Origin of the sequence: Halocalculus aciditolerans, assembly GCF_014647475.1 — an archaeon.
Lineage (GTDB): Archaea > Halobacteriota > Halobacteria > Halobacteriales > Halobacteriaceae > Halocalculus > Halocalculus aciditolerans.
In genome coordinates this window covers 46,327-65,739 of the sequence record NZ_BMPG01000005.1, presented here as the reverse complement: position 1 = coordinate 65,739, position 19,413 = coordinate 46,327, and the positions used below count along the sequence as shown (strand labels likewise).

At 67.5% G+C, this 19,413-nt stretch carries 20 protein-coding genes; 7 read left to right on the top strand and 13 right to left on the bottom strand.

Annotation, left to right across the window (positions count from 1 at the left end):
* Position 1 precedes the first annotated feature (1 nt).
* Positions 2–877: an ArsR/SmtB family transcription factor gene (locus tag IEY26_RS15220; protein ID WP_188980470.1), complete on the bottom strand. Its 876-nt coding sequence runs from the start codon at positions 875–877 to the stop codon at positions 2–4.
* 275 nt (positions 878–1,152) lie between these two features.
* Here IEY26_RS15220 and IEY26_RS15215 point away from each other — a divergent pair, with 275 nt between their 5' ends.
* Entirely contained in the window at positions 1,153–2,370 is a 1,218-nt protein-coding gene (locus IEY26_RS15215) for an ArsR/SmtB family transcription factor (protein ID WP_188980468.1), read from the top strand.
* Here IEY26_RS15215 and IEY26_RS15210 read toward each other — a convergent pair whose 3' ends face one another.
* Positions 2,371–4,569, bottom strand: coding sequence for an LUD domain-containing protein (locus IEY26_RS15210; RefSeq protein WP_188980466.1), 2,199 nt, complete (start codon positions 4,567–4,569; stop codon positions 2,371–2,373).
* Positions 4,570–5,076 carry an LUD domain-containing protein gene (locus IEY26_RS15205; RefSeq protein ID WP_188980464.1) on the bottom strand — a complete coding sequence of 169 codons (507 nt, stop codon included), beginning with the start codon at positions 5,074–5,076 and terminating at the stop codon, positions 4,570–4,572. It abuts the gene before it with no gap.
* Between the two features lie 104 nt (positions 5,077–5,180).
* Here IEY26_RS15205 and IEY26_RS15200 point away from each other — a divergent pair, with 104 nt between their 5' ends.
* The 3 genes from IEY26_RS15200 to IEY26_RS15190 all read left to right on the top strand — a co-directional run bounded on the left by IEY26_RS15200 (position 5,181) and on the right by IEY26_RS15190 (position 10,015).
* Positions 5,181–8,195: an FAD-binding and (Fe-S)-binding domain-containing protein gene (locus IEY26_RS15200; RefSeq protein ID WP_188980462.1), complete on the top strand. Its 3,015-nt coding sequence runs from the start codon at positions 5,181–5,183 to the stop codon at positions 8,193–8,195.
* Between the two features lie 111 nt (positions 8,196–8,306).
* Entirely contained in the window at positions 8,307–8,948 is a 642-nt protein-coding gene (locus IEY26_RS15195; RefSeq protein WP_188980460.1) for a DUF2268 domain-containing putative Zn-dependent protease, read from the top strand.
* Between the two features lie 83 nt (positions 8,949–9,031).
* The gene (locus IEY26_RS15190; protein WP_188980458.1) at positions 9,032–10,015 is read left to right on the top strand and encodes a PLP-dependent cysteine synthase family protein; all 984 of its coding nucleotides are present in this window, start codon (positions 9,032–9,034) and stop codon (positions 10,013–10,015) included.
* A gap of 287 nt (positions 10,016–10,302) precedes the next feature.
* On the opposite strand, the gene IEY26_RS15185 is transcribed toward IEY26_RS15190, so the two are convergent.
* Entirely contained in the window at positions 10,303–11,631 is a 1,329-nt protein-coding gene (locus IEY26_RS15185; RefSeq protein ID WP_188980456.1) for a permease, read from the bottom strand.
* A gap of 183 nt (positions 11,632–11,814) precedes the next feature.
* Here IEY26_RS15185 and IEY26_RS15180 point away from each other — a divergent pair, with 183 nt between their 5' ends.
* Together IEY26_RS15180 and IEY26_RS15175 are read left to right on the top strand one after the other, a co-directional pair.
* Complete coding sequence (locus IEY26_RS15180) at positions 11,815–12,771, top strand: cation diffusion facilitator family transporter (RefSeq protein WP_188980454.1); 957 nt, start codon at positions 11,815–11,817, stop codon at positions 12,769–12,771.
* A gap of 45 nt (positions 12,772–12,816) precedes the next feature.
* Positions 12,817–13,167 (top strand): TRAM domain-containing protein, encoded by a 351-nt coding sequence (locus IEY26_RS15175; RefSeq protein WP_188980452.1) that lies wholly within the window; start codon positions 12,817–12,819, stop codon positions 13,165–13,167.
* A 183-nt stretch (positions 13,168–13,350) separates the two neighbouring features.
* Here the strand turns inward: IEY26_RS15175 and IEY26_RS15170 are convergent, their stop codons facing one another.
* The 9 genes from IEY26_RS15170 to IEY26_RS15130 form a co-directional block, all read right to left on the bottom strand.
* Positions 13,351–13,854 carry a type IV pilin gene (locus IEY26_RS15170; RefSeq protein ID WP_188980450.1) on the bottom strand — a complete coding sequence of 168 codons (504 nt, stop codon included), beginning with the start codon at positions 13,852–13,854 and terminating at the stop codon, positions 13,351–13,353.
* 1 nt (position 13,855) lies between these two features.
* Positions 13,856–14,278 carry a type IV pilin gene (locus IEY26_RS15165; RefSeq protein WP_188980448.1) on the bottom strand — a complete coding sequence of 141 codons (423 nt, stop codon included), beginning with the start codon at positions 14,276–14,278 and terminating at the stop codon, positions 13,856–13,858.
* Positions 14,279–14,973: 695 nt separating this feature from the next.
* The gene (locus IEY26_RS15160; protein WP_188980611.1) at positions 14,974–15,963 is read right to left on the bottom strand and encodes a tyrosine-type recombinase/integrase; all 990 of its coding nucleotides are present in this window, start codon (positions 15,961–15,963) and stop codon (positions 14,974–14,976) included.
* A 126-nt stretch (positions 15,964–16,089) separates the two neighbouring features.
* Positions 16,090–16,344, bottom strand: coding sequence for a hypothetical protein (locus IEY26_RS15155; RefSeq protein WP_188980446.1), 255 nt, complete (start codon positions 16,342–16,344; stop codon positions 16,090–16,092).
* A gap of 279 nt (positions 16,345–16,623) precedes the next feature.
* A complete protein-coding gene (locus tag IEY26_RS15150) occupies positions 16,624–16,902 on the bottom strand; it encodes a hypothetical protein (protein WP_188980444.1) in 279 nt (92 codons plus the stop codon).
* Positions 16,899–17,213 carry a hypothetical protein gene (locus IEY26_RS15145; protein ID WP_188980442.1) on the bottom strand — a complete coding sequence of 105 codons (315 nt, stop codon included), beginning with the start codon at positions 17,211–17,213 and terminating at the stop codon, positions 16,899–16,901. Before IEY26_RS15145 ends, IEY26_RS15150 begins: the two co-directional genes overlap by 4 nt.
* Positions 17,210–17,482 carry a hypothetical protein gene (locus tag IEY26_RS15140; protein ID WP_188980440.1) on the bottom strand — a complete coding sequence of 91 codons (273 nt, stop codon included), beginning with the start codon at positions 17,480–17,482 and terminating at the stop codon, positions 17,210–17,212. Before IEY26_RS15140 ends, IEY26_RS15145 begins: the two co-directional genes overlap by 4 nt.
* Positions 17,479–17,706 carry a hypothetical protein gene (locus IEY26_RS15135; RefSeq protein ID WP_188980438.1) on the bottom strand — a complete coding sequence of 76 codons (228 nt, stop codon included), beginning with the start codon at positions 17,704–17,706 and terminating at the stop codon, positions 17,479–17,481. Before IEY26_RS15135 ends, IEY26_RS15140 begins: the two co-directional genes overlap by 4 nt.
* Positions 17,699–18,298, bottom strand: a complete 600-nt coding sequence (locus IEY26_RS15130; RefSeq protein WP_188980436.1) for a DnaJ domain-containing protein — start codon at positions 18,296–18,298, stop codon at positions 17,699–17,701. The genes IEY26_RS15135 and IEY26_RS15130 overlap by 8 nt, the downstream gene beginning before the upstream one ends.
* A 217-nt stretch (positions 18,299–18,515) precedes the next feature.
* On the opposite strand from IEY26_RS15130, the gene IEY26_RS15125 reads away from it, so the two are divergent.
* Complete coding sequence (locus IEY26_RS15125; RefSeq protein ID WP_188980434.1) at positions 18,516–19,325, top strand: ATP-binding protein; 810 nt, start codon at positions 18,516–18,518, stop codon at positions 19,323–19,325.
* Positions 19,326–19,413: the final 88 nt, after the last annotated feature.

Below are 19,413 nucleotides of genomic sequence, written 5' to 3'. Positions count from 1 at the left end.
ACTACGCGACTCGGCTGTCGAGGACGGTGAGGTCGGCGTCGAGGGTGAGGGTGAGCGTGTCGCCGTCGGCGTGGTAGTCGACGGCGAGCCGGAGGGGGTCGCGGGCGGTGACGCGGGCCGTCGAGTCGTCTTCGAAGTCGAACGCCCAGAGCGGCTGCTCGCGGAGGTCGACGCCGTGGTCGTGGTAGAAGGCGACGACGGCGGGACGGTGGAGGAGCTGGACGGGAACGCCGGAGGTCGCGTCGAACCCACAGCGGCGACAGGCGTCCCTGACGCCGGCGGGGTAGTCGTACTCGGCGACCCAGCCGGGGGCGTCGGGGTCGCCGCGGACGGGAACCGACCGGTCGATTCGCCCGTCGCAGAACGGACAGATGCCGTAGTCGAGGGAGGTGACGAAGCGCTTGATCCAGCGGTCGACGACGCCGGGGACGGCATCGCGTTCGTAGTCCTCGACGACGGCGGGTGGGACGTCGACGTGGACGACGTGGTAGTCGCAGTCGTCGCAGACGACGAAGACGCGGGACTCCTCGAAGCGAACGGCGAGAGCCGTATCGCAGCGCGGGCAGCCGGCGTCGAGCGGGATGGGGTCGGCGTCGAATTCGGCGGTGAACCCCCCGGAGAGGACGGCACCGACGAGGCGGCGGCCGGCGGGCGTGAGGCGGTAGCCGTCGTCTTTCGCGACGAAGCGACCGTCGAGCTTCCGGAGGTGGTAGTTGAACTGGCCGGAGTCGCGGACGCCGACGCGCTCTCGCAACTCGGTGAACGCGACGGACGCGTCCGCCTCGGCGAGCGCTTCGAGGATGGCGAATCGCGTCTCGTCGCCGACGAGCGCGAACGCCTCCGCGGGCGGGAGCGTCTCGATCACTGCGTCGTCCATACGTCGCGGTTGGCGGCGGCGCGGTAAGTAGGTTCGTCGGTGCGTCGACGACCCGGGGGCCGGTGAAGGAGTGGGTGGCGACGCGGATGTGGTCGCCGTCCGGGCCCGCCCCGGCGACGCAGACGTCCGTTTCGACGGAGTCGGTACGGAGGAGTCGGCGGCAGCCGGGACGAATCGTGGCGCGGCGGGCGGCGGGCGGCGCGTGTCTCTGTTCAATCGCGGTCGAACCCTGGCGAACCCCTAACTGTCTCTGTCTCCTCGGTCGAGTCGACGTGATGTCGCTGCTACCCTCTCGCGACCGGGACGTCGAGCCGTCGAGCGACCAGGACGGCGCGCTCCGCGTGCTGGACGTCGGTGACGAGGACGCGGACGCCGTGTTCGACGCGCTCTCCGCGGAGACCACGCGGACAATTCTCGCGGAAGTCCACCGCGAGACGGGGACGCCGTCGGCGCTCGCCGAGCGCGCCGACACCTCCGTCCAGAACGCGATGTACCACTTGGAGAAGCTCCGGGACGCGGACCTCGTTCGAGTCGCGGACACCGAGTACTCGTCGCGCGGCCGCGAGATGTCCGTGTACGCGCCTCCTGAGGAACCGATGGTCGTGTTCGTCGGCGCGGAAGAGCGGAGATCCGGACTGTTCGCGACGCTGAAGCGCCTCCTCGGCGCGCTCGGCCTCCTCGCCGTCCTCGCAGCGGTGTCGCGGTACGTCGACGCGTTCACCGACCCGCGGCACGTCCTCGCGGCCGGCACGGGCGCGGTCACGCTCCTCGTCACCTACGCGTCCGCGGCCCGCGACCCCGACGAACGAGGGTGGCGGGGGCGTCTCGCGCTGAATCCCATGCAGCGCAAGGCCCTCCTCTCCGTCGCGGTCGTCGTCGCCGCGGCGTGCCTCACGCCCGCGGCAATCGCGTACAGCCCCGCCGTCTCGGGCGAATACTACACGTTCACCGCACCGGCCGGGTCGACGGCCTCGTCGGCGAACGCCGGCGTTCCCGACGTCGCGGACCGAACGGTCACGGTCGTCGCGACCGGCGGTGACCCGGTCCTCCGCAACGCGACTGCGACCGCGGCCGCAGAGCGCCTCGAAGCGCGCGGCGCGACCGTGCGGCGAGCGGACGCAGTCCGCGAGACCGACGGGCCGCTCCTCCTCGTCCGGTTCGCGGACGCGCGAGTCGACGCGAGCGGCCTCACGCCGGACGTGAACGCGACTGTCGCATACGCGTACGTCGAGTCCGGGAACGCCACGCTCGCCCGCAGCGGCGTCGACGCCGCCGCGAGCGGGAACGACGGTCCGTTCATGCTCCGCGTGAACGACAGCGGGCGCGTCACCACCGGCTGGTTCCGCCTCGAACGCGGCGCTGGGGGACTGATCGAAGCGCTCAACACGATCAAACGCGGCGGCGTCGACCCCGGCGAGTACCGCGCGGAGTCCGGTCGCGCGGCCGGGAACGCGACCGTGGAAGCGGCGTTCGACGAGCGCCTCTGGACGTAGTTACCGGCGCGGGTCGACGACTTCGATCGGGTGTCGGGTCGGCTTACGGAGGAGGTCGGAGAGCTGTTCGAGACACGACGTGCCGGAGGCGACGACGCGGCGGTCCGCGGCGTCGGTGGTGGAGAGTTGTTCTCTCACGTCCTCGCCGACGTCCATGGAGAGTTCGTAGTATTCGGATTTGTAGCCGAAGCTCCCGGCCATCCCGCAGCATTCGACGTCGGTCGTGAGGAGGTCGTAGCCGAGGCGTTCGAGCACGGATTCGGTGTAGGGGGCGAGGTCGAGGGTGCGCTGCTGGCAGTGGGCGTGGTAGGCGAGGCGTTCGTGTCCAGCCCGAAGAGCGTCGAGGGTCGCGCCTTCGTCGAGCCGGCCGTAGACGTACTCGAAGACCTCGTAGGCGTTCTCGCTGAGGCGCTCGAAGGAGGCGTCCGGGAGGAAGTGCTCGTAGTCCTCGCGGAACATCGCGAGGTCGCTGGGTTCGATGACGACGACGTCCCGCCCGGCGTCGAGGTGTTCTGCGAGGCCGCCGTAGACGGCGCTCGCGCGGTCGTCGGCGGTGTCGATCATCCCCTGGCTCAGCGGGGCGCGCCCGGACTCGGGGAGGTCGGGAATCGTGACGTGGACGTCGAGGGCTTCGAGGACGCGGACGGCGGCTTTCCCGCGCTCGACCTGGACGTGGTCGGTGTAGACGTCGGGGTAGAGGACGGCGGAGCGGGACGCGGCGGCTTCGTCGACCGTCGAGCCGCCGCGTCTCGCGAACCAGTCCTGGAGCGTCTCGCGCTGCCACTCGGGGAGGTCGCGGCGCGCGTCGATTCCTGTTACTCGCTCCATGAGGTCGCGCGCCGGCCCGAACGAGGCGACGAGGTTCGAGAGCGGCGCGGTGGCGCTGCCGGCGTCCGCGAGCAGGCCGACGTTCCCGAACAAGCGTTTCTCGACGTCGAGGCGGCCGGGCTCGGCGTCGGGTGAGAGGCCGTCGACGAGGAAGTCGAAGCCCTCCTCTCTGCCCTGGTGGTTCACGCGGTCGCGGACGACCTCGTTGATCCACGGGATGTCGATTTCGACGGGACAGGCGGTCGTGCACCGCGAGCAGCCGGTGCAGAAGTCGGAGAACTCGCCCGCCGAGTCGAGGCCGTGGACGCCGGCCTCCCAGCCGGTGCCAATACCTCCAGAGTAGGTCTCGCCGCCGAAGGCGTGGCCGCCGACGTGCTGGAAGTTCGCGCAGGCGTTCGAGCACGCCGAACACCGGATGCAGTAGAGCGTCTCCTTCAGGTGGTCGTCGTCGCGCATGTCCATCCGGCCGTTGTCGAGGAGGACGAGGTGAAAATCGCGGTCGTCGGCGGACGCCGCGGTCATCGGGCCGTCGACGCCTTGGCTGGGGGAGTCGACGGGCGGGGAGAGCATCGTGACGTAGGAGGTGAGGTCTTGGCCGGTGCCGGATTTCGCGAGGAGTTCGACGAACGGGTAAAGCTCCTCTATGCTGGGGACGATCTTCTCGACGCCGGCGAGCGCGATATGGGTGTCCGTCGCCTGCACGGTCTTCCGGGCGTTCCCCTCGCTCGTCACGAGCGCCATCGAGCCGGAGTCGGCGCAGAGGAAGTTCGCGCCCGTCATCCCGACGTCCGCTTCCGCGAACTTCTCGGAGAGGAGGTCGCGGGCGAACGCGGTGAGTTCCTCCGGCGTCTCCAGGGGTTCGTCGGGGTCGAAGACGTCGTTGAAGAGGTCGGCGATCTCGGTAGTAGTAAAGTGCATCGCGGGGCCGATGAGGTGGCTGGGGGAGTCGTCGGCGACCTGGAGGATGAGTTCGCCGAGGTCGGTCTCCCAGACGTCGAGACCGTCGGCGTGGAGGGCGTCGTTGACGTCGACTTCCTCGGAAGTCATCGACTTCGACTTCACGACGGTGTCGGCGTCGGCGCAGACGCTCGTGATGTAGTCGTTCGCGTCCGCGGCGTCCTCGGCGAGGTAGACGTGCCCGCCGTTCGCTTCGACGCTGTCGGTGAGCTCGTCGACGAGTTCGGGGAGGCGTTCGATGGCGTCTTCCTTGATGGCTCGCGCGCGGTCTCTGAGGTCCTCGTAGTCGTCGAGGCGCGCGACGGCGTCCTTTCGCATCTCGTTGTGGTGGCCGGCGCTCTCGCGGACGGCGTCGCCCTCCTCGCGCATCACCTCGCGGATTTTCGCCGCTTTCCGCTGGCGGTCGCTGGACATCTAGCGGTCCTCCACGAGGACGACGATTACCTCCCGGGGGCCGTGGACGCCGCGGACGAGTTCGCCCATGTCGGCGGTGGCGGAGGAGCCGGTGGCGAGCACGGCGTCGTCGCGGCCGGCGTCGAACGCGGCGGCCACCTCGCTCCACGCGGACTCGAGGTCGGGGTAGAGGTCGCTCTCCCTGAGGACGGCGACGTGCGTGCTCGGGTAGAGCTGGGCGGGCTCCGCGCCGGCGGGCGCGTGTTCGAGGAGGAGGCTGCCGTACTCGGCGACGCCGAGCGCCGCCGGCGTCACGCCCGTCGCGGCGCTCTCGACGCCGTCGGCGCTGAAGTCGGTCGCGACCGAGTCGGGGAGGGAGACGCCGTCGATGTCGAGCGGCACGCCGACGGCGGGGGCGACGGCGGCCGCGTCGATGGTCTCTGCCACTTCGGCGGCGGGAACGCGTTCCACGCGGCCGTTGAGCGGGGCGAGCGCGTCCGCGAACGCCCCCGTGGTCGTTGTTGACATGGAGCTTCGTTGTGCGGCCTCCGGGTTAGTTCCTCGGCTTCCGGGCGCGCGGCGGTTCTGTAAGGGAGCGGTGGTATTTACTTCGCGGCGCGCGCCCATCGAGTATGGCAGTGAACGAGTCCGACCCGGCGGCGGACCCGGGAGCGGAGTACGACTACGTCGGCGGGGACGTCGACCGTCCGGCGCTCGTGGAGGCCCTGGAGGCGCGCGTCAACGGCGAGGTCCGGTTCGACGAGTACAGCCGCGAGCTCTACGCGACGGACGCGAGCGCGTACCGCGCCGTCCCGGTCGGCGTGGTCTTCCCGAAGCACACCGCGGACGTCGCGGCCGTCGTCTCCTACTGCGCGGACCACGAGATTCCCGTGCTCCCGCGCGGCGGCGGGACGAGCCTCGCCGGGCAGGCCGTGAACGAGGCGGTCGTCCTCGACCTCTCGAAGCACATGACGGGCGTCGAGGACATCGACCCCGAGGGCCGGGAGGCGGTGGCGCAGGCGGGCGTAAAGCTCGCGCGACTGAACGAGCGGCTACGGCCCCACGGCCTGAAGTTCGCGCCGGACCCGGCGGCGGGCGACCGCTCCGTGCTCGGCGGCGCTATCGGGAACAACTCGACGGGCGCACACTCCCTGAAGTACGGGAAGACGGACGCCTACATCGAGGAGGTCGAAGCCGTGCTCGCCGACGGCACCGTGACGACGTTCGGCGAAACCGAAATCGAGACGCTCCGGGAGAACGCCGACGCGGACGGCGACATCGAAGAGCGAGTGTACGCCGAAGTCCTCCGCATCATCGACGAGGAATCGGACGAAGTCGAGGAGAAGTATCCGAACCTGAAGCGGAACGTCTCCGGCTACAACCTCGACGTGCTAGTGCGCGAGGCGCGCGGCGACGGCGCGACCGAGGAGGGAACGGTGAATCTCGCGCGCCTCCTCGCGGGGTCGGAGGGGACGCTGGCGACGGTGACGAAGGCGCGCGTGGGGTTGGAGCCCATCCCGGCGACGAAGTCGATGGCGCTCCTCACCTACTCGGACCTCGTGACGGCGATGGAGGACGTCGCGCCCATCCTCGAACACGACCCGGCCGCGGTGGAGCTGGTGGACGACACGCTCCTCGACCTCGCGGGAGAAACCGAGGAGTTCGGCGAGCTGGTGGAGATGCTGCCGGGCGACGCGGGCGCGGTCCTCCTCGTCGAGTTCTACGCGGAGTCGGACGAGGACGGCGTGGCGAAGGTGGCGGGCCTCCTGCGGGACCGGTGTCCGTCGGTGACGCCGACGGGTGACGCGGGCGACGACCCCGTCACGGCGGACGCGCCGGTGTTCGCGGACGAGGCGCTGGAGGCGTACGACGAGGCCGAGCGCACGCGGTTCTGGAAGCTCCGGAAGTCCGGGCTCCCCATCCTCCTCGGGCGGACGAGCGACGAGAAGCACATCTCCTTCATCGAGGACACCGCGATTCCGCCGGAACACCTCCCGGAGTACGTCGCGGCGTTCCAGGACGTCCTCGCGGACCACGGGACGTCGGCGTCGTTCTACGCGCACGCCGGCCCGGGCGTCCTCCACATCCGCCCGCTCGTGAACCTGAAGAGCGAGACGGGCATCGAGCAGTTCGAAGGCATCGCCGACGACGTCACCGACCTCGTCGTCAAATACGGCGGGAGCGTCTCCGGCGAGCACGGCGACGGGCGCGCGCGGACCCAGTGGAACCGGAAGCTCTACGGCGACGAGCTCTGGCAGGCCTTCCGCGATTTGAAGACCGCGTTCGACCCGGACTGGCTCCTCAACCCCGGGAACGTCTGCGGCGACGCGAAGATGACCGAGAACCTCCGCTACGGCACGGAGTACGAGTTCGACCCGGGGTTCGAGCCGGAGCTCCAGTGGCGGAACGAGAACGGCTTCGAGGGGATGGTCGAGCTCTGTCACGGCTGTGCGGGCTGCCGCGGCGACCAGGACACCACGGGCGGCGTGATGTGCCCGACGTACCGCGCGAGCGGCGAGGAGATTCAGAGCACCCGCGGCCGCGCGAACCTCCTGCGGGACGCGATGAGCGGCGAGCTCGACGGCGACGCCGACGACGAGTTCCTCCGCGAAGTGATGGACCTCTGCGTCGGCTGCAAGGGGTGTAGCCGGGACTGCCCGAGCGAGGTCGACATGGCGAAGATGAAGGTCGAGCTCGAACACGACCACCACGAGCGCGAGGGCGCGAGCCTCCGCGACAAACTCTTCGCGAACATCGACGCGCTCGCCGGCGTCGCGAGCCGGGTCGCACCGCTCTCCAACCTCGCGAACTACGTCCCCGGCGCGGGCAGGGTCGCCGAAGCGACCGTGGGTATCGCGGCCGAACGCGACCTCCCCGAGTTCCGGCGGGAGACGTTCCACGACTGGTTCGCGGCGCGCGGCGGCGCGCGGGTGAGCGAGCGCGACGCGGAGCGCTCCGTCGTCTTCCTCGCGGACACCTTCACGAACTACATCCACCCCGAGAACGGGAAAGCGGCAGTGAAAGTCCTCGAAGCCGCGGGCGTCCACGTCGAGCTCGCCGACGTCACCGACACGGGGCGGCCCGCGCACTCGAAGGGCTTCCTCGACAAGGCGCGGAACACCGCGGCCGACGTCGTCCGCGACCTCCACCCGCACGTCCGCGACGGCCGCGACGTCGTCCTCGTCGAACCCAGCGACGCCGTGATGGTCCAGAGCGACTATCGCGACCTCCTCGACACGGACGCGATGCACGCCGTCGCCGACCGCACCTACGGCGTCATGGAGTACCTCGACACCTTCCGCCTCGACGACGGCCTCGACGCCGTCGGCGAGGGGTCGATGGCCTACCACGGCCACTGCCACCAGAAAGCGACGAAGAAAGACCACCACGCCGTCGGCGTCCTCCGGCGCGCCGGCTACGACGTCGACGCCCTCGACTCCACGTGCTGTGGGATGTCCGGCTCCTTCGGCTACGAGGCCGAACACTACTCCATGAGCCGGGCCATCGGGAACATGCTCTTCGACCAGGTCGCCGAGAGCAGTACGGAAGAGGTCGTCGCACCCGGAACGTCCTGTCGCACCCAACTGGAAGACCTCGTCGACGACGTCGACACGCCCGTCCAGAAGCTCGCCGCCGCACTCGACTAGGGAGTCGACGTCGCGCCCCTCAGTCCCGAGCGAACGGCGAACCCGACGTCAAATCACCAAGCGGACTCCGACGGAGCCGAGACTATATATCGAACACCCCGTATCGTTGGTATGGCGGATCGTCTCTCACCGACGACGGCGGAGTTCCGGGAAGCGAGAGGGATTATCGAACGCTCGCTAGCCGCGGCAGAAGCACGGTTCCCGACAGAGACGGACGTCGTCGTCGAAATCGGGTGGGCTGGAGACGACGACATCGTCGATATTCTGGACGGAGCGTACGGGTTCGCGAGCTACCCGAACCGGATCGAAATCGAGTTCAACACGGCCGCGCCGAACTGGCAGGCCTCTCTCAAATCCACGACCGCTCACGAGTACGCGCACGTCTGGGGGTTCGAACGACGCGGCCGCGAGAGCGAGACGAAGTGGGAGTACGTCGTTGAGGAGGCCGTCACCCAGCACGCCGCGAAACAACTCGTCCCCGAGTATCAGTCACCGTGGTGGACGCGGTATAACCCGGAGACCGTCGCCGAGTACTGGGACCGGATCAGAGCGGAGGAACTCGACCGCGACAGCGAAGACGGGGGAACGCTCTACGTCGAACCGAAGGACAGCGGCTACCCGTTCGGACTCGGATACTCGCTCTCCTTCCAACTCGGCCGGACGCTCCTCGAGGAACACGATCTTCCCTATCTGCTCGACATCGACAAGTCGGCGCTCGTGGCCGCCGGTGACCGCCTCTACCGGGACGACTAGCCGGCTCGGGATGCGGCCCGCCCCGGCGGGTGGCTCGCCGGCCGGGTGTTTTACTGGGAGTCCGCGAGTAGAACGACGGGAGAATGAACGAGTCGACCGTCGGTCGAACGCCCCTGCTGGAACTCGACGTCGACGTGCCGCCGCGCGTGCTCGGGAAGGCCGAGTGGTTCAACGCGCTCGGCGAGCCGTTCGGCGGCGGGAGCGTGAAGACGCGCATCGCGAAGTCGATGCTCGACGCCGCGGAAGCGAACGGGACGGTCGACGGGAAGACCGTGCTCGCGGCGTCCTCGGGGAACACGGGGACGGCGCTCGCGCGCATCGGTGCGAGCCGAGGCTACGACGTCGAAGTGGTGATGCCGGCGACGGCGTCGGCGACGAAGGCCGCCGCCGTCCGCGACGCCGGCGCGCGCGTCCGCGAGGCCGCGGACTACGAGGCGATGCTCGCGCGCGCCGAGGAACTTCTGGAGGAGCATCCCGACGAGTACGTGCGCCCGGACCAGTATTCGAACCCCGCGAACCCCGGCGTCCACGCGGGGACCACTGGCGTCGAACTCTGGCGGCAGACGAACGGCGAGGTGACGCACTTCGTCGCGGGGGCGGGAACCGGCGGGACCGTGACCGGGGTCGCGGCGGCGCTCGGCCCGCGCGGCGTCGATAGCTGGGGGTACCAGCCCGAGGAGCCCGCCCACGGCATCGACGGCCTGAAGTACACGCGCGGCGCGCGCTTCCACGAACCCGCCGTCCTCGACGAATCACGGCTCGACGGCCTCTTTCCCGTCGAGACCGCGGACGCCTACCGGGAAGCCCGCGCGCTCAGAGACGCCCACGCGGGCGAGGAAGTCGGCATCGCCCACGCCGGGCAGTGGGCGGCGGAGACGGTCCGCGACCACCTCCGCGTCGACGGGCGCTTCCTCGTCGGCCCGTCGAGCGGCGGCGCGCTCGCCGCCGTCCACCGCCTCACCGAACGCGGCGTCCTCCACGAAACAGACACCGTCGTCGTCCCGCTCCCCGACCGCGGCGACCGCTACCGCGAAGAGCCGCTCTGGGCCGAACACTTCGACGGCTGACGCGTCGCCGAATCGCATAGCTCACGGCCCCCGTGGGTCGCCGTCACCGGGACGCTGCGCGTTCCGGTTGCGAGCGAGAACAGAGTTCTCGCCACCGTTCGCTCTCTCGCGGTTCTCACTCCCTCAGTCGGAGCTTCGCTCCTCCTTGCTCGCGTTCGCTTCGTTGGACGGGCGACACACAAGTCGCCCGTACGGTCAGCGGGACGCAAAGCGTCCCGCCTCACTCACGCGAACGCTGGTCGCTCCGAACCGCGTGCACCTCGCCGGCTGAAGAAAGAGCGCGTTTCTCAGGCGGTGTGGCTGTGGTCGTCGTGGCCGTGGCCGCCGTCGTCGTCGCTGGCGTCGGTCTTGTGGAGGTAGTAGAGGACGAGGAAGAGGGCGGTGGCGAAGACGTTGAGCGCGGCCTTGTAGTTGAGTTCGATGGAGAACTCGGCGACGTGGACCTGGCTGACGGGCGGGATGAGGCCGGCGGCGGCGAAGACGACGTGCATGAGGATGCCGGTGACGACGGCGGCGGCGAAGATGAGGCCGGAGAGGATGCCGGCAAAGTGGAGGCCGTAGTACTCGCGGTAGGCCTGCATGATTGGGGGGATGATGAGGTCGGCGTAGATGTAGGAGAGCACGCCGCCGAAGGGGAGGCCCTCGGTGAAGAGGAGCGCGCCGAAGGGGACGTTTCCGACGGAGCAGACGAAGGTCAGGATGCCGACGAGCGCGCCGAGAATCGCGGTCCAGACGAGGTAGACGGGGAGGCCGAAGACGGGTTCGCCGAAGAGGCTCGTCCAGACCGAGTCGGGGACGAAGCCGGTGAGGATGCTGGCGAAGACGAAGCCGATGAGGATCTCGTCCCAGAGCATATCCCACTCCTTCCACTGCTTGTTCGCGAGCGCGCGCCAGCCGCTGAGCGTCGTCACCTGCTCGCGAATGGTCGTGTTCGCGTCCTCGGGGCTCCAGCCCTCCATGCAGGACTTCGAGCAGAAGTAGTAGGTCGTCCCGTCGACCTCCTTCGTGTAGTCGGTCTCTTCGACATCGACGTCCATCCCGCAGTTCGGGTCGGTGGCGGTGCCGGCGTCCTCGACGTTCTCGCGCGCCTGCTCGACGACCTCGTCGGGGACGAGGTAGCGGAAGGCGAGCGCGAGGAGGGCGATGAGGACGAGGCCGCCGAGGAAGTCGGCGACGACGAACTGCCACCCCAGAAGTAACCAGATGACGAAGCCGATCTCGATGACGAGGTTCGTGGAAGCGAACATGAACGCGCCGAGGCTCGCGGGGGCGCTCGCGCCCTTCTTGAAGAGGTTCTTCGCGGTGGCGATCGCGGAGTAGCTACAGGACGAGGAGACGAAGCCGAAGAACGTCCCGAGGGCGAGCTCGCGGACGCCCTCGCCCTCCAGGTGCTGGCTGATGGCGTCGCTCGACACCCAGGCTTCGACGCCGCCGGCGATGGCGAACCCGACGACGAGCGCCCACCACGTAATCCACACCATCCCCGCGAACGCGCTGGCGGTCTCGGCCGCGCTCGTCACGAGGAACTCCCCGAGCGGGAGCGCGGTCGTCAACGCGCCGACGGCGACGGCGACGAACGCGAACGCCGAGAGCACGACGTACCCGATTCGTTCCATATATCGATAGCTATGTGACCGCGGTTCACGGAAGTTACGGCTCAAAAAGTCAGAGTATTCACGTCGAAACCTGAGTGAATCGGGTTGTATGCGAGTCTGAGCCGAAGTATCTAACCGGGGCGGCCGGCGGGCCGAAGTCACGGGAACCACAGACCTTAATTCGATTCAGTCTAATTCTCGGGTATGGCAGACGACCGGGCGATGTTCCGGCGGGCGTCCTGGGCGAACGTCGCGTCGAACGTCGCCAAACTCGTCGTGGAAGGCGGCCTCGGCCTCGCGACCGGAAGCCTCGCCCTCCTCGCCGACGCCGCCCACTCCATCGCCGACCTCCTCGCGAGCGCCGTCGTCCTCGTCTGGGGCCGCCTCGCCTACGAAGGCCCCGACGCCACCCACCCGCACGGCCACGACCGCTTCGAATCCCTCTCCGCGCTCTTCGTCGGCATCGTCCTCGTCTTCCTCGGCCTCAACCTCCTCTACGACTCCGTCCTCGCCCTCCAGCACGGCAGCGAGGCCACCTACACCCCGATGCTCGTCGTCGGTCTTCTCATTGCTCTCGCCATCAAGGCCGCCACCGCCTGGTACACCAAGCGCGCCAACGAGAAAGCCCAATCCACCAGCCTCGACGCCCTCGTCCGCGACAACCTCAACGACATCTACACGACTACCGCCGCGCTCGTCGGCGTCGTCGGCATGGCCTTCGGCTACCCCGTCTTCGACCCCATCGCCGGCGGCCTCGTCAGCCTCCTCGTCGTCTACGAAGGCGGCCGCCTCTGCCGCGAGAACGTCGCCCAACTCTCCGCCAGCGCCCCGCCCGACGACGTCCAGACCGCCATCAGAGACCGCGTCACCGACCACCCCGACGTCCACGGCGTCCACGACTTCACCGCCTACTACACCGGCCCCGTCATCGAAGTCGAATTCCACGCCGAAATCGACGCCGACCACACCCTCGCCGACGCCCACGACATCGAAACCGACGTCAGACGAAACGTCCTCGCCCACCCCGCCGTCGCCGACGCCCACGTCCACCTCGACCCCGCCGGCATGGACGAATGGAAAGACGCCGACGACACCACCCGCCGCCCCCCGGCCGCCACCCGCACCGACACCGACAACGACAACACCGAGACCGAAGAGTGACCGACGGCTGGAACGCTTAACTACGCCCCGCGAGACACCCACCGTATGGACTACCAGCTCGTCGGCATCGGCATCGCCACCCTCCTCGTCATCCTCCTCGCCGCCGTCCTCTGGCGACGCCGCACCGCCGACAGACGCGCCTCCAAGAACGCCCACGACGCCGCCCAGAAACGCGACGCCCCCGTCGACCTCGGCCAGACCTACGACCTCGGCGTCACCGAGTTCACCGACCACCACTCCGGCGAACGCGTCGCCGTCGGCAAAGTCCAAGGCTTCGTCCTCTTCGTCCACGACGTCCCCGACGCCGTCGACGAAGGCGACGCCATCCGCGCCACCGTCACCTCCTTCAACCGCAACAACACCTCTGCCGACGCCCAATACGAAGGCCGAGCATAGCACCAGCGACGCGGAAACGAGAAATTCGGCACCCTCGCGCGACGGCGACTTAGACGAGTAGTGCAGCCTATTCGAACGAATCGACGAGGGCTGCGTAGTACTACGCCACGTACGAGGGACTAGTGGATCTCGCTGGCGAGCGTAGTGCGTCAGAAAAATGGAGTGCCGAGACGGGACTGTCGTTTAGTTAATCGTGACGTCCGTGTCGATGAGGATGGACTGCGACGGCTTGTGGACGACTTGGATATTGTACTCGCCGGATGTCGGGTAGCTCCCGCCAGTTGCGACGATGTACCAGCTTCCGCCCACTGAGAGTGAGCTAGCAGTGGTTGATCCGCCAGCCGTCTGTACAACTTTCAGATTACTGGATGCGCCTGCTGAGACAGGATCGATATTTACGGCACTTTCTCCGGGGGGCGTGACAACGACTTTGAGGTCGCTGGCTTTGAGTTGGTCACCGCCCTTGTGCTGAATTTCGGCAAGCGTGTTACTGCTATCGAAATTGTCAGAAGCGTCGGAGACGGAAAGTTGCGTGCTTGGGCCAGTCTGTCCAAGGTTGCTACCGAGGTTGAGGACGAACGCGCCGATGACGGCCGCGAGAATCACGGTGATAGCGACCATCAGGATGACCCCGATAACCGGGGAGACACCACGTTCGTCGGTGTTAAGGTCGAAATTGAGTTTCATCTTAGCAGTTGACCTCGGTGTCGATGAGGATGGATTCCGAAGGGTTGTGGACGAGCGTTACAGTAACCGTGTCTCCCGAACTAACATCACCGCTAGAGACTATCGTCGTTTTGTCACCAACCGAGAACGGGCTCGATGGGCTGAAGTCCGCATTACTGCTGGGCGACTGAAGCGTGACCTCATCGACTTTGATAGGGTCACCGCCCTTGTGAGAGATAGTGACTCCATCCGAAGAAGGAGCACAACTCGCAGAGAGTTGTGCGTTGGGACCAGTACTTCCGAGGTTGCTGCCGAGGTTGAGGACGAACGCGCCGATGACGGCCGCGAGAATCACGGTGATAGCGACCATCAGGATGACCCCAATGACTGGGGAGACACCGCGTTCGTCGACATCGAAGTCGAGTGAGAGTGTGCGTTTGGACATTGTTAATGTGGTTCGGAACACGCATGGGCAGTCCACGCGGAGTCTTTATGCCGTCTGAATCGTTACAGACGGGTGAGGGCGTTTCGGTGCCCCTCGACCATTCTCCGGTATCCTACGGTAACGTGTTCTTAGGTAGTCCGTAGTCCGGACAGGTTAATAAATGCGATGGGGGATTCGGGAGCGAAAACCCATCTTCCGTGACACACTGACTCACGAGCAAGCGCCTGAGAGCGCCGCTAACTAACGATGAAGTATGACACTCCGAACGCTCTGAGTACCGGGCGGGCTTATCAACCGCCGCGGAGTGAGTCGCAAAAAGGCCGCCAGCCCCAGTTACTCCCCGACTACCGGACGGTGACACGACCGGGCGCTGCTCGACGGCGAGACGTCGACGCTCGGGGACGCACCGCAGCGTTCGTACTCGCCGGACGACCTGGGCCAGCAATCGCCCGAGACACCGAGAGTGATTCCGGAGTGCGTGAGGGATAAGCGGGTCTCCCCGTGGGTTTCCGTACCGCTACAGGATGAGTGTCTTCGGGATATGCCCGGGAGGATTCGAACCACGGTCGCGACTCTCCGATTTGCTCCCTGCTTCGACTCCGATGGGCTGCGCTACTCACTTCGTTCGGAGACGTGGGCCCTGTCGGAAGGCGCTTCTCGGCTACTTAAACTGGGTCTGGTTTCGTGGTTCATGATTAGATGTCGGGAAGGTAGTCGCGGCGCTGTTCGGCCTTTTCACGCTCGCTACGGCGGTCATAGTGTTTGTCGAGAACGCCCTCGCTCGCGTCGAGGCGGTCGGAGACGACGCGGCGGGGGACATCCTGTCGTCGGTACGCGGTGACGCGTCCGCTCCGAACGTCGTGGGGGGAGCGGGCCGACGGGCACGAGCTCATCTGCTCCGACTGGGTATACTCGCACTCGTCGGGATCGCGGTCGTGGGGACACTCGGCGTTCCGCCAGCACGGCCGGGTGATCGTGTAGAGCGTTGACCGAATCGTCGTGTGGTGCGGGCGCCCCTGCGAGGTGGTGAGAAGCGGTTCGTTTCCGTACTCGTCGTAAATCTCGTTCCGAGGGCCGTCGATGTAGTGGCGAAGTGTCCGCGCGACACGGACGCTGATGGCGTTCCAGCGTTCGCCCTTCTCCTTGTTCTTCAGCGGGCAGCCCTGGTCGGGACGGTGGACGAACTGGATCCCAGGGTCGTCTCCGAGAGAGATGTCGGAGAGGTTCAGTCCGCGGACCGCACCGACGCGCGCACCGGTGTGGTACATCACGAGGAGGGTGACATGCTTCCGGCTCGCGTACTCGTAGCGTTCGAGGTAGTTGAGGATCTCCTCGGCACGGTCGGGCTCAAGCGTCGTGTTGGAGACGTCCTCACCGCCGCTCACTGTCGGGAGCGGAACCTTCTCGCGGAGGCTCTCGGGAACGGCGTCCACTTCAGCACAGAACCGGAGGAACGCGCGAATCGTCGAGAGCTGTCCGCGGAGCGTCACTGGCGCGATGGGGTCCCGGTCCTCGCCGTTTCCCTCTCGCCGCCAGATGCGGTACCCGTAGAGGTCGCGGCCGCCGAGGTCGTTCAGGTTCTCGATTCCCTCCTCCTCGCACCACTGTACGAACGCCTGTAGGCGGTACTTGTGGCCCTGAAGCGTTCCCTCGCTCAGTTCGTCGCTCCGCGCCTCCATGTACATCCGGGTAGCCGTCTCCGGTTCGAGGGGTTCGAGGTCGCTCACTCGTCGTCCTCCTCTTCGAGAGCGGCCTCAGCTTCGCGCTGTGCCTGCCGGAGTTGTTCCGCGACGCGACGGGCGTGGACGTCTTCACTCATCGTCACACCCCAGCCAGGGAGCGAGGGAGGTCGCCGGCACGAAGTCGCGGTCGTCGACCTCGAGGACCACCTCGCCGTCGTCAGTCCGGCGGACGACAACCTCGTCGCCGGGGTCGGCGTCGATTGCGTCCAGGACGGGCGCGGCGAGCGTGAGCACCTTCGACCCATCCGCCTTCGAGACTGTGTAGCGACGCGGGAGATCCGGCCGGTGACGCTCGTAGCTTCCGCGCTCTTCGGACTCAGTCATCGCGACCTCCGTTCGTCGAGAGACCGGCCAGATGTGGCCGACCGGGAGCTCGCGAACAACGGACAGATGTTTCCGGGCTCGCCGGCGTCGACGAAGCTCCGTCCAGATGTGGCCGGGCCCGGATATCGGGGAACGGCCAGATGTGTCCGACCGGGAGCTCGCGAATAACGGACGGATGCGTCCGATGCGCGTCGACGCGGAACGTCCGGATGCGACTGAAGGCCGTCGACGTCGACGACACTCCGGCCAGATGTGGCCGTGGCCTGGACGTCGTCGACGTCACTCATCGGGACCGAACACCTCCGCCTTCTCGCCCGGCTCGAACTTCGTCGACCGGTCGTGGCGCTTCGACACCCAGCCCAAGGCGCGCGCGTCTTGGAGGGCGCGCCGGATGGTCCGATCCGACACCTTGGCCTCGAGGCGCTCCCGAACGTCCGGGACGTTCACCGTCGGGTGCCAGCGACGCGAGCGCTCCTGCTCCATCGCAGTCCGAATCGCCGCTTCGAGGGCGATACTCCGCTTCGTCGCCTCCTCGGGCTTCGTCTTCTGGGTGCTCAAGGCGACCCCTCCTGGACCGCAGGACCGTACTTGAACCCTCGAGTCGGTGGCTGGATAGCCGGGATGACCTCTCCGTCCGTCTCCTCGAGGCCATCGAACCAGATTCGACCGTCCACCACGTCCACGATCTCGCCTTCCGCGACGACGCGGTCGTTGGTCGAAAACACGATCCGCGCTCCCGCTCCCGTCTGTCGGGGCATCCCGTTGACCGTCCAGAAGGCAACCTCGTCGGCGGGGAGATTCGCCGCGAGCTTGTGCTCGACCGCATTGAGGTCCGCGTGCACGTGGACATCGCGATGCTCGTCGCTCATTGATAGATCACCATTCCGGGAGCGTGTTCGGGGCACGCGGCTATCTCGAAGTCCTCGCCGAGCGGAACGGCCTCCACGCCGTCGCGCTCGCCACACTCCTCTTCCTCCGTGATGACCTCGCATCCGGCGTCGACGTCGCGCTCGCGACGACCTCGGTGGCGGCCGGCAGTGACGTAGTCGCCGACCACAGCGGCCGCGACGAGGCCCGCGTTGAGCAGATAGGACAGCGCTCTCATGCGTCTCCCGCTTCGGCGTTCAGTTCCGCTCACGCCTCGTTCACCTCCCCGGACTTCTCGCGGATGCGCTCGAGTACGACTTCGTCCTCGCTGGCCGCGTCGGCGACCTCGTCGAGAACCTGGGAGAAGCGGTCTTCGTGAGCGAGGGCGAGAAAGCGCTTGTCGGTCGATATCCACGCGGTGCCGCCGTTGGCGAGGTCGTCGATCTGCTCCTGCGAGAGTTCCACCACGTCGGCGCTCTTCTCGGAGTCACTCACCGAGCATCACCTCCTCGGCCCGGACGACGCTCTTGAACGCCTGCTCGTCGCCGTCGGGTTGGTCGGGATGCGTTTCCTTCTTCAGCTGACGGGCCGCGGCTTCGACCACACTCTCGGGCGCGTTCGGAGAGACACCGAGCACTTCGTGAGGCTCCCGCCGTCCGTCGCCCGCGACGACGACGTCATCGTCACCGCTTGGGAGCGCCTGCGTGCTCATCTCCGTCTCGAGCGTCGCGACGCCGTACCGCTCGATGGCCCGCTTCGCGTCGAGGTACTTCGCGATGGCCCGCGCGTTGTCGCGGAGGTTGTTCCAACGGTCGCACGGCACCGCGTAGCGGCGTCCGTCCCTGTCGAAGTAGACGACGACCGCCGGGTCGTCCGGGTCGCGGTCCTTGTACGGGACATTCGGGTTCCGCGCCGTGTGGGGGACCGTCGTCTGAACGTCGACGTTCACCGCGTCGAACTTCTCGAGCTCCTCGAGGATGCTCTCGAACGCGGTCGTGCGCGAGACCTCGAAGCCGCCGGGGTACCGTTTGCGGTCCGACGCGGGCGTTCGGTCGAACCCGGCCGGCCACTGGAAGTCGTCGCTCACGCGCACCACCTCTGGGCGGTCTCGACGAATAGCGGTGTGAACCACGACGCGACGAGTACCAGGGCGACAACTGGGTACGCCCACCACCAAGTGACGCCGAACATGTCCGCGATGATTCCCGGAAAAGCGACGAAGCGACGAAGGCAACGTCTCCGTCCTCCAGGGCGGCATCGGCCTCACCGATAACTCCGGCGACGGAGCCGACGCCATCGACGCGATGAGCAACGCCCTCCGCGACGAGGGCGCGATCTACCTCGCTCTCGGCCCGCCCGGGAGCGGGAAGACCGCGACCGCCATCGACGTCGCGAGCGCCTGGCGAGCGAAGACCGGCGGCACGGTCATCACCAACATCACGAGCTGGGCGCGCGCCGACCGCTACGCCGAAGACTCGGAAGCCGCCCGCGACCTCATGGGGAGCATCGACGGCCCGACGCTCCTCCTCCTCGACGAAGTCGCGCAGTCAATCTCGAGCTCCGGCGAAGACTCGAAGGCCGTCACCGCGATGGCGAAGTTCCTCAAGTACATCCGGAAGGAGGAAGACGGCGACGACTACCCCAAGCAGGGCTCCGCGCTCCTCATCGGCCACACCGAGAACGACACCGGGAAGGACATTCGCCGGCTCGCCACCGGAGCCTTCCAGAAACCCTCGCGCGAAGACCCCACGAAAGTGAAACTCCTTACGAGCGAAGGCGGAACCGCCTCGTTCACCGAAGAGGCCTCCTTCAGCGGACTCACCGACACCGCCGAAACCTACGGCGAACACGAAGCGTCCGCGTTCCGCGTCGTCACCGACGCCGACGACGCCGACGACGATGCACCGTCGGCAGACGAAGCCGCGAAGGCCGCGGCGAAACAGCAAGCCATCGAGACGGCTCTCCGCGCCTGCCAGCCGTGGAACGACGACGACGGCATGAACTACCGCGACGCCGCTGCTCTCGTCCCTTACGGCAAGAGTTGGGTCGGCGACCGCGTTCGCGAGTGGCAGGATGGCGACCATCGAGACCTCGTGGACGCCGACGGCAACTAACGCGGACACGAACCCACTCCGACCCCGACGCCATCTTCGCTTTTCCTCCGTGTCCACGCTCACGCCCCACCCCCACCTCGGCTTATAT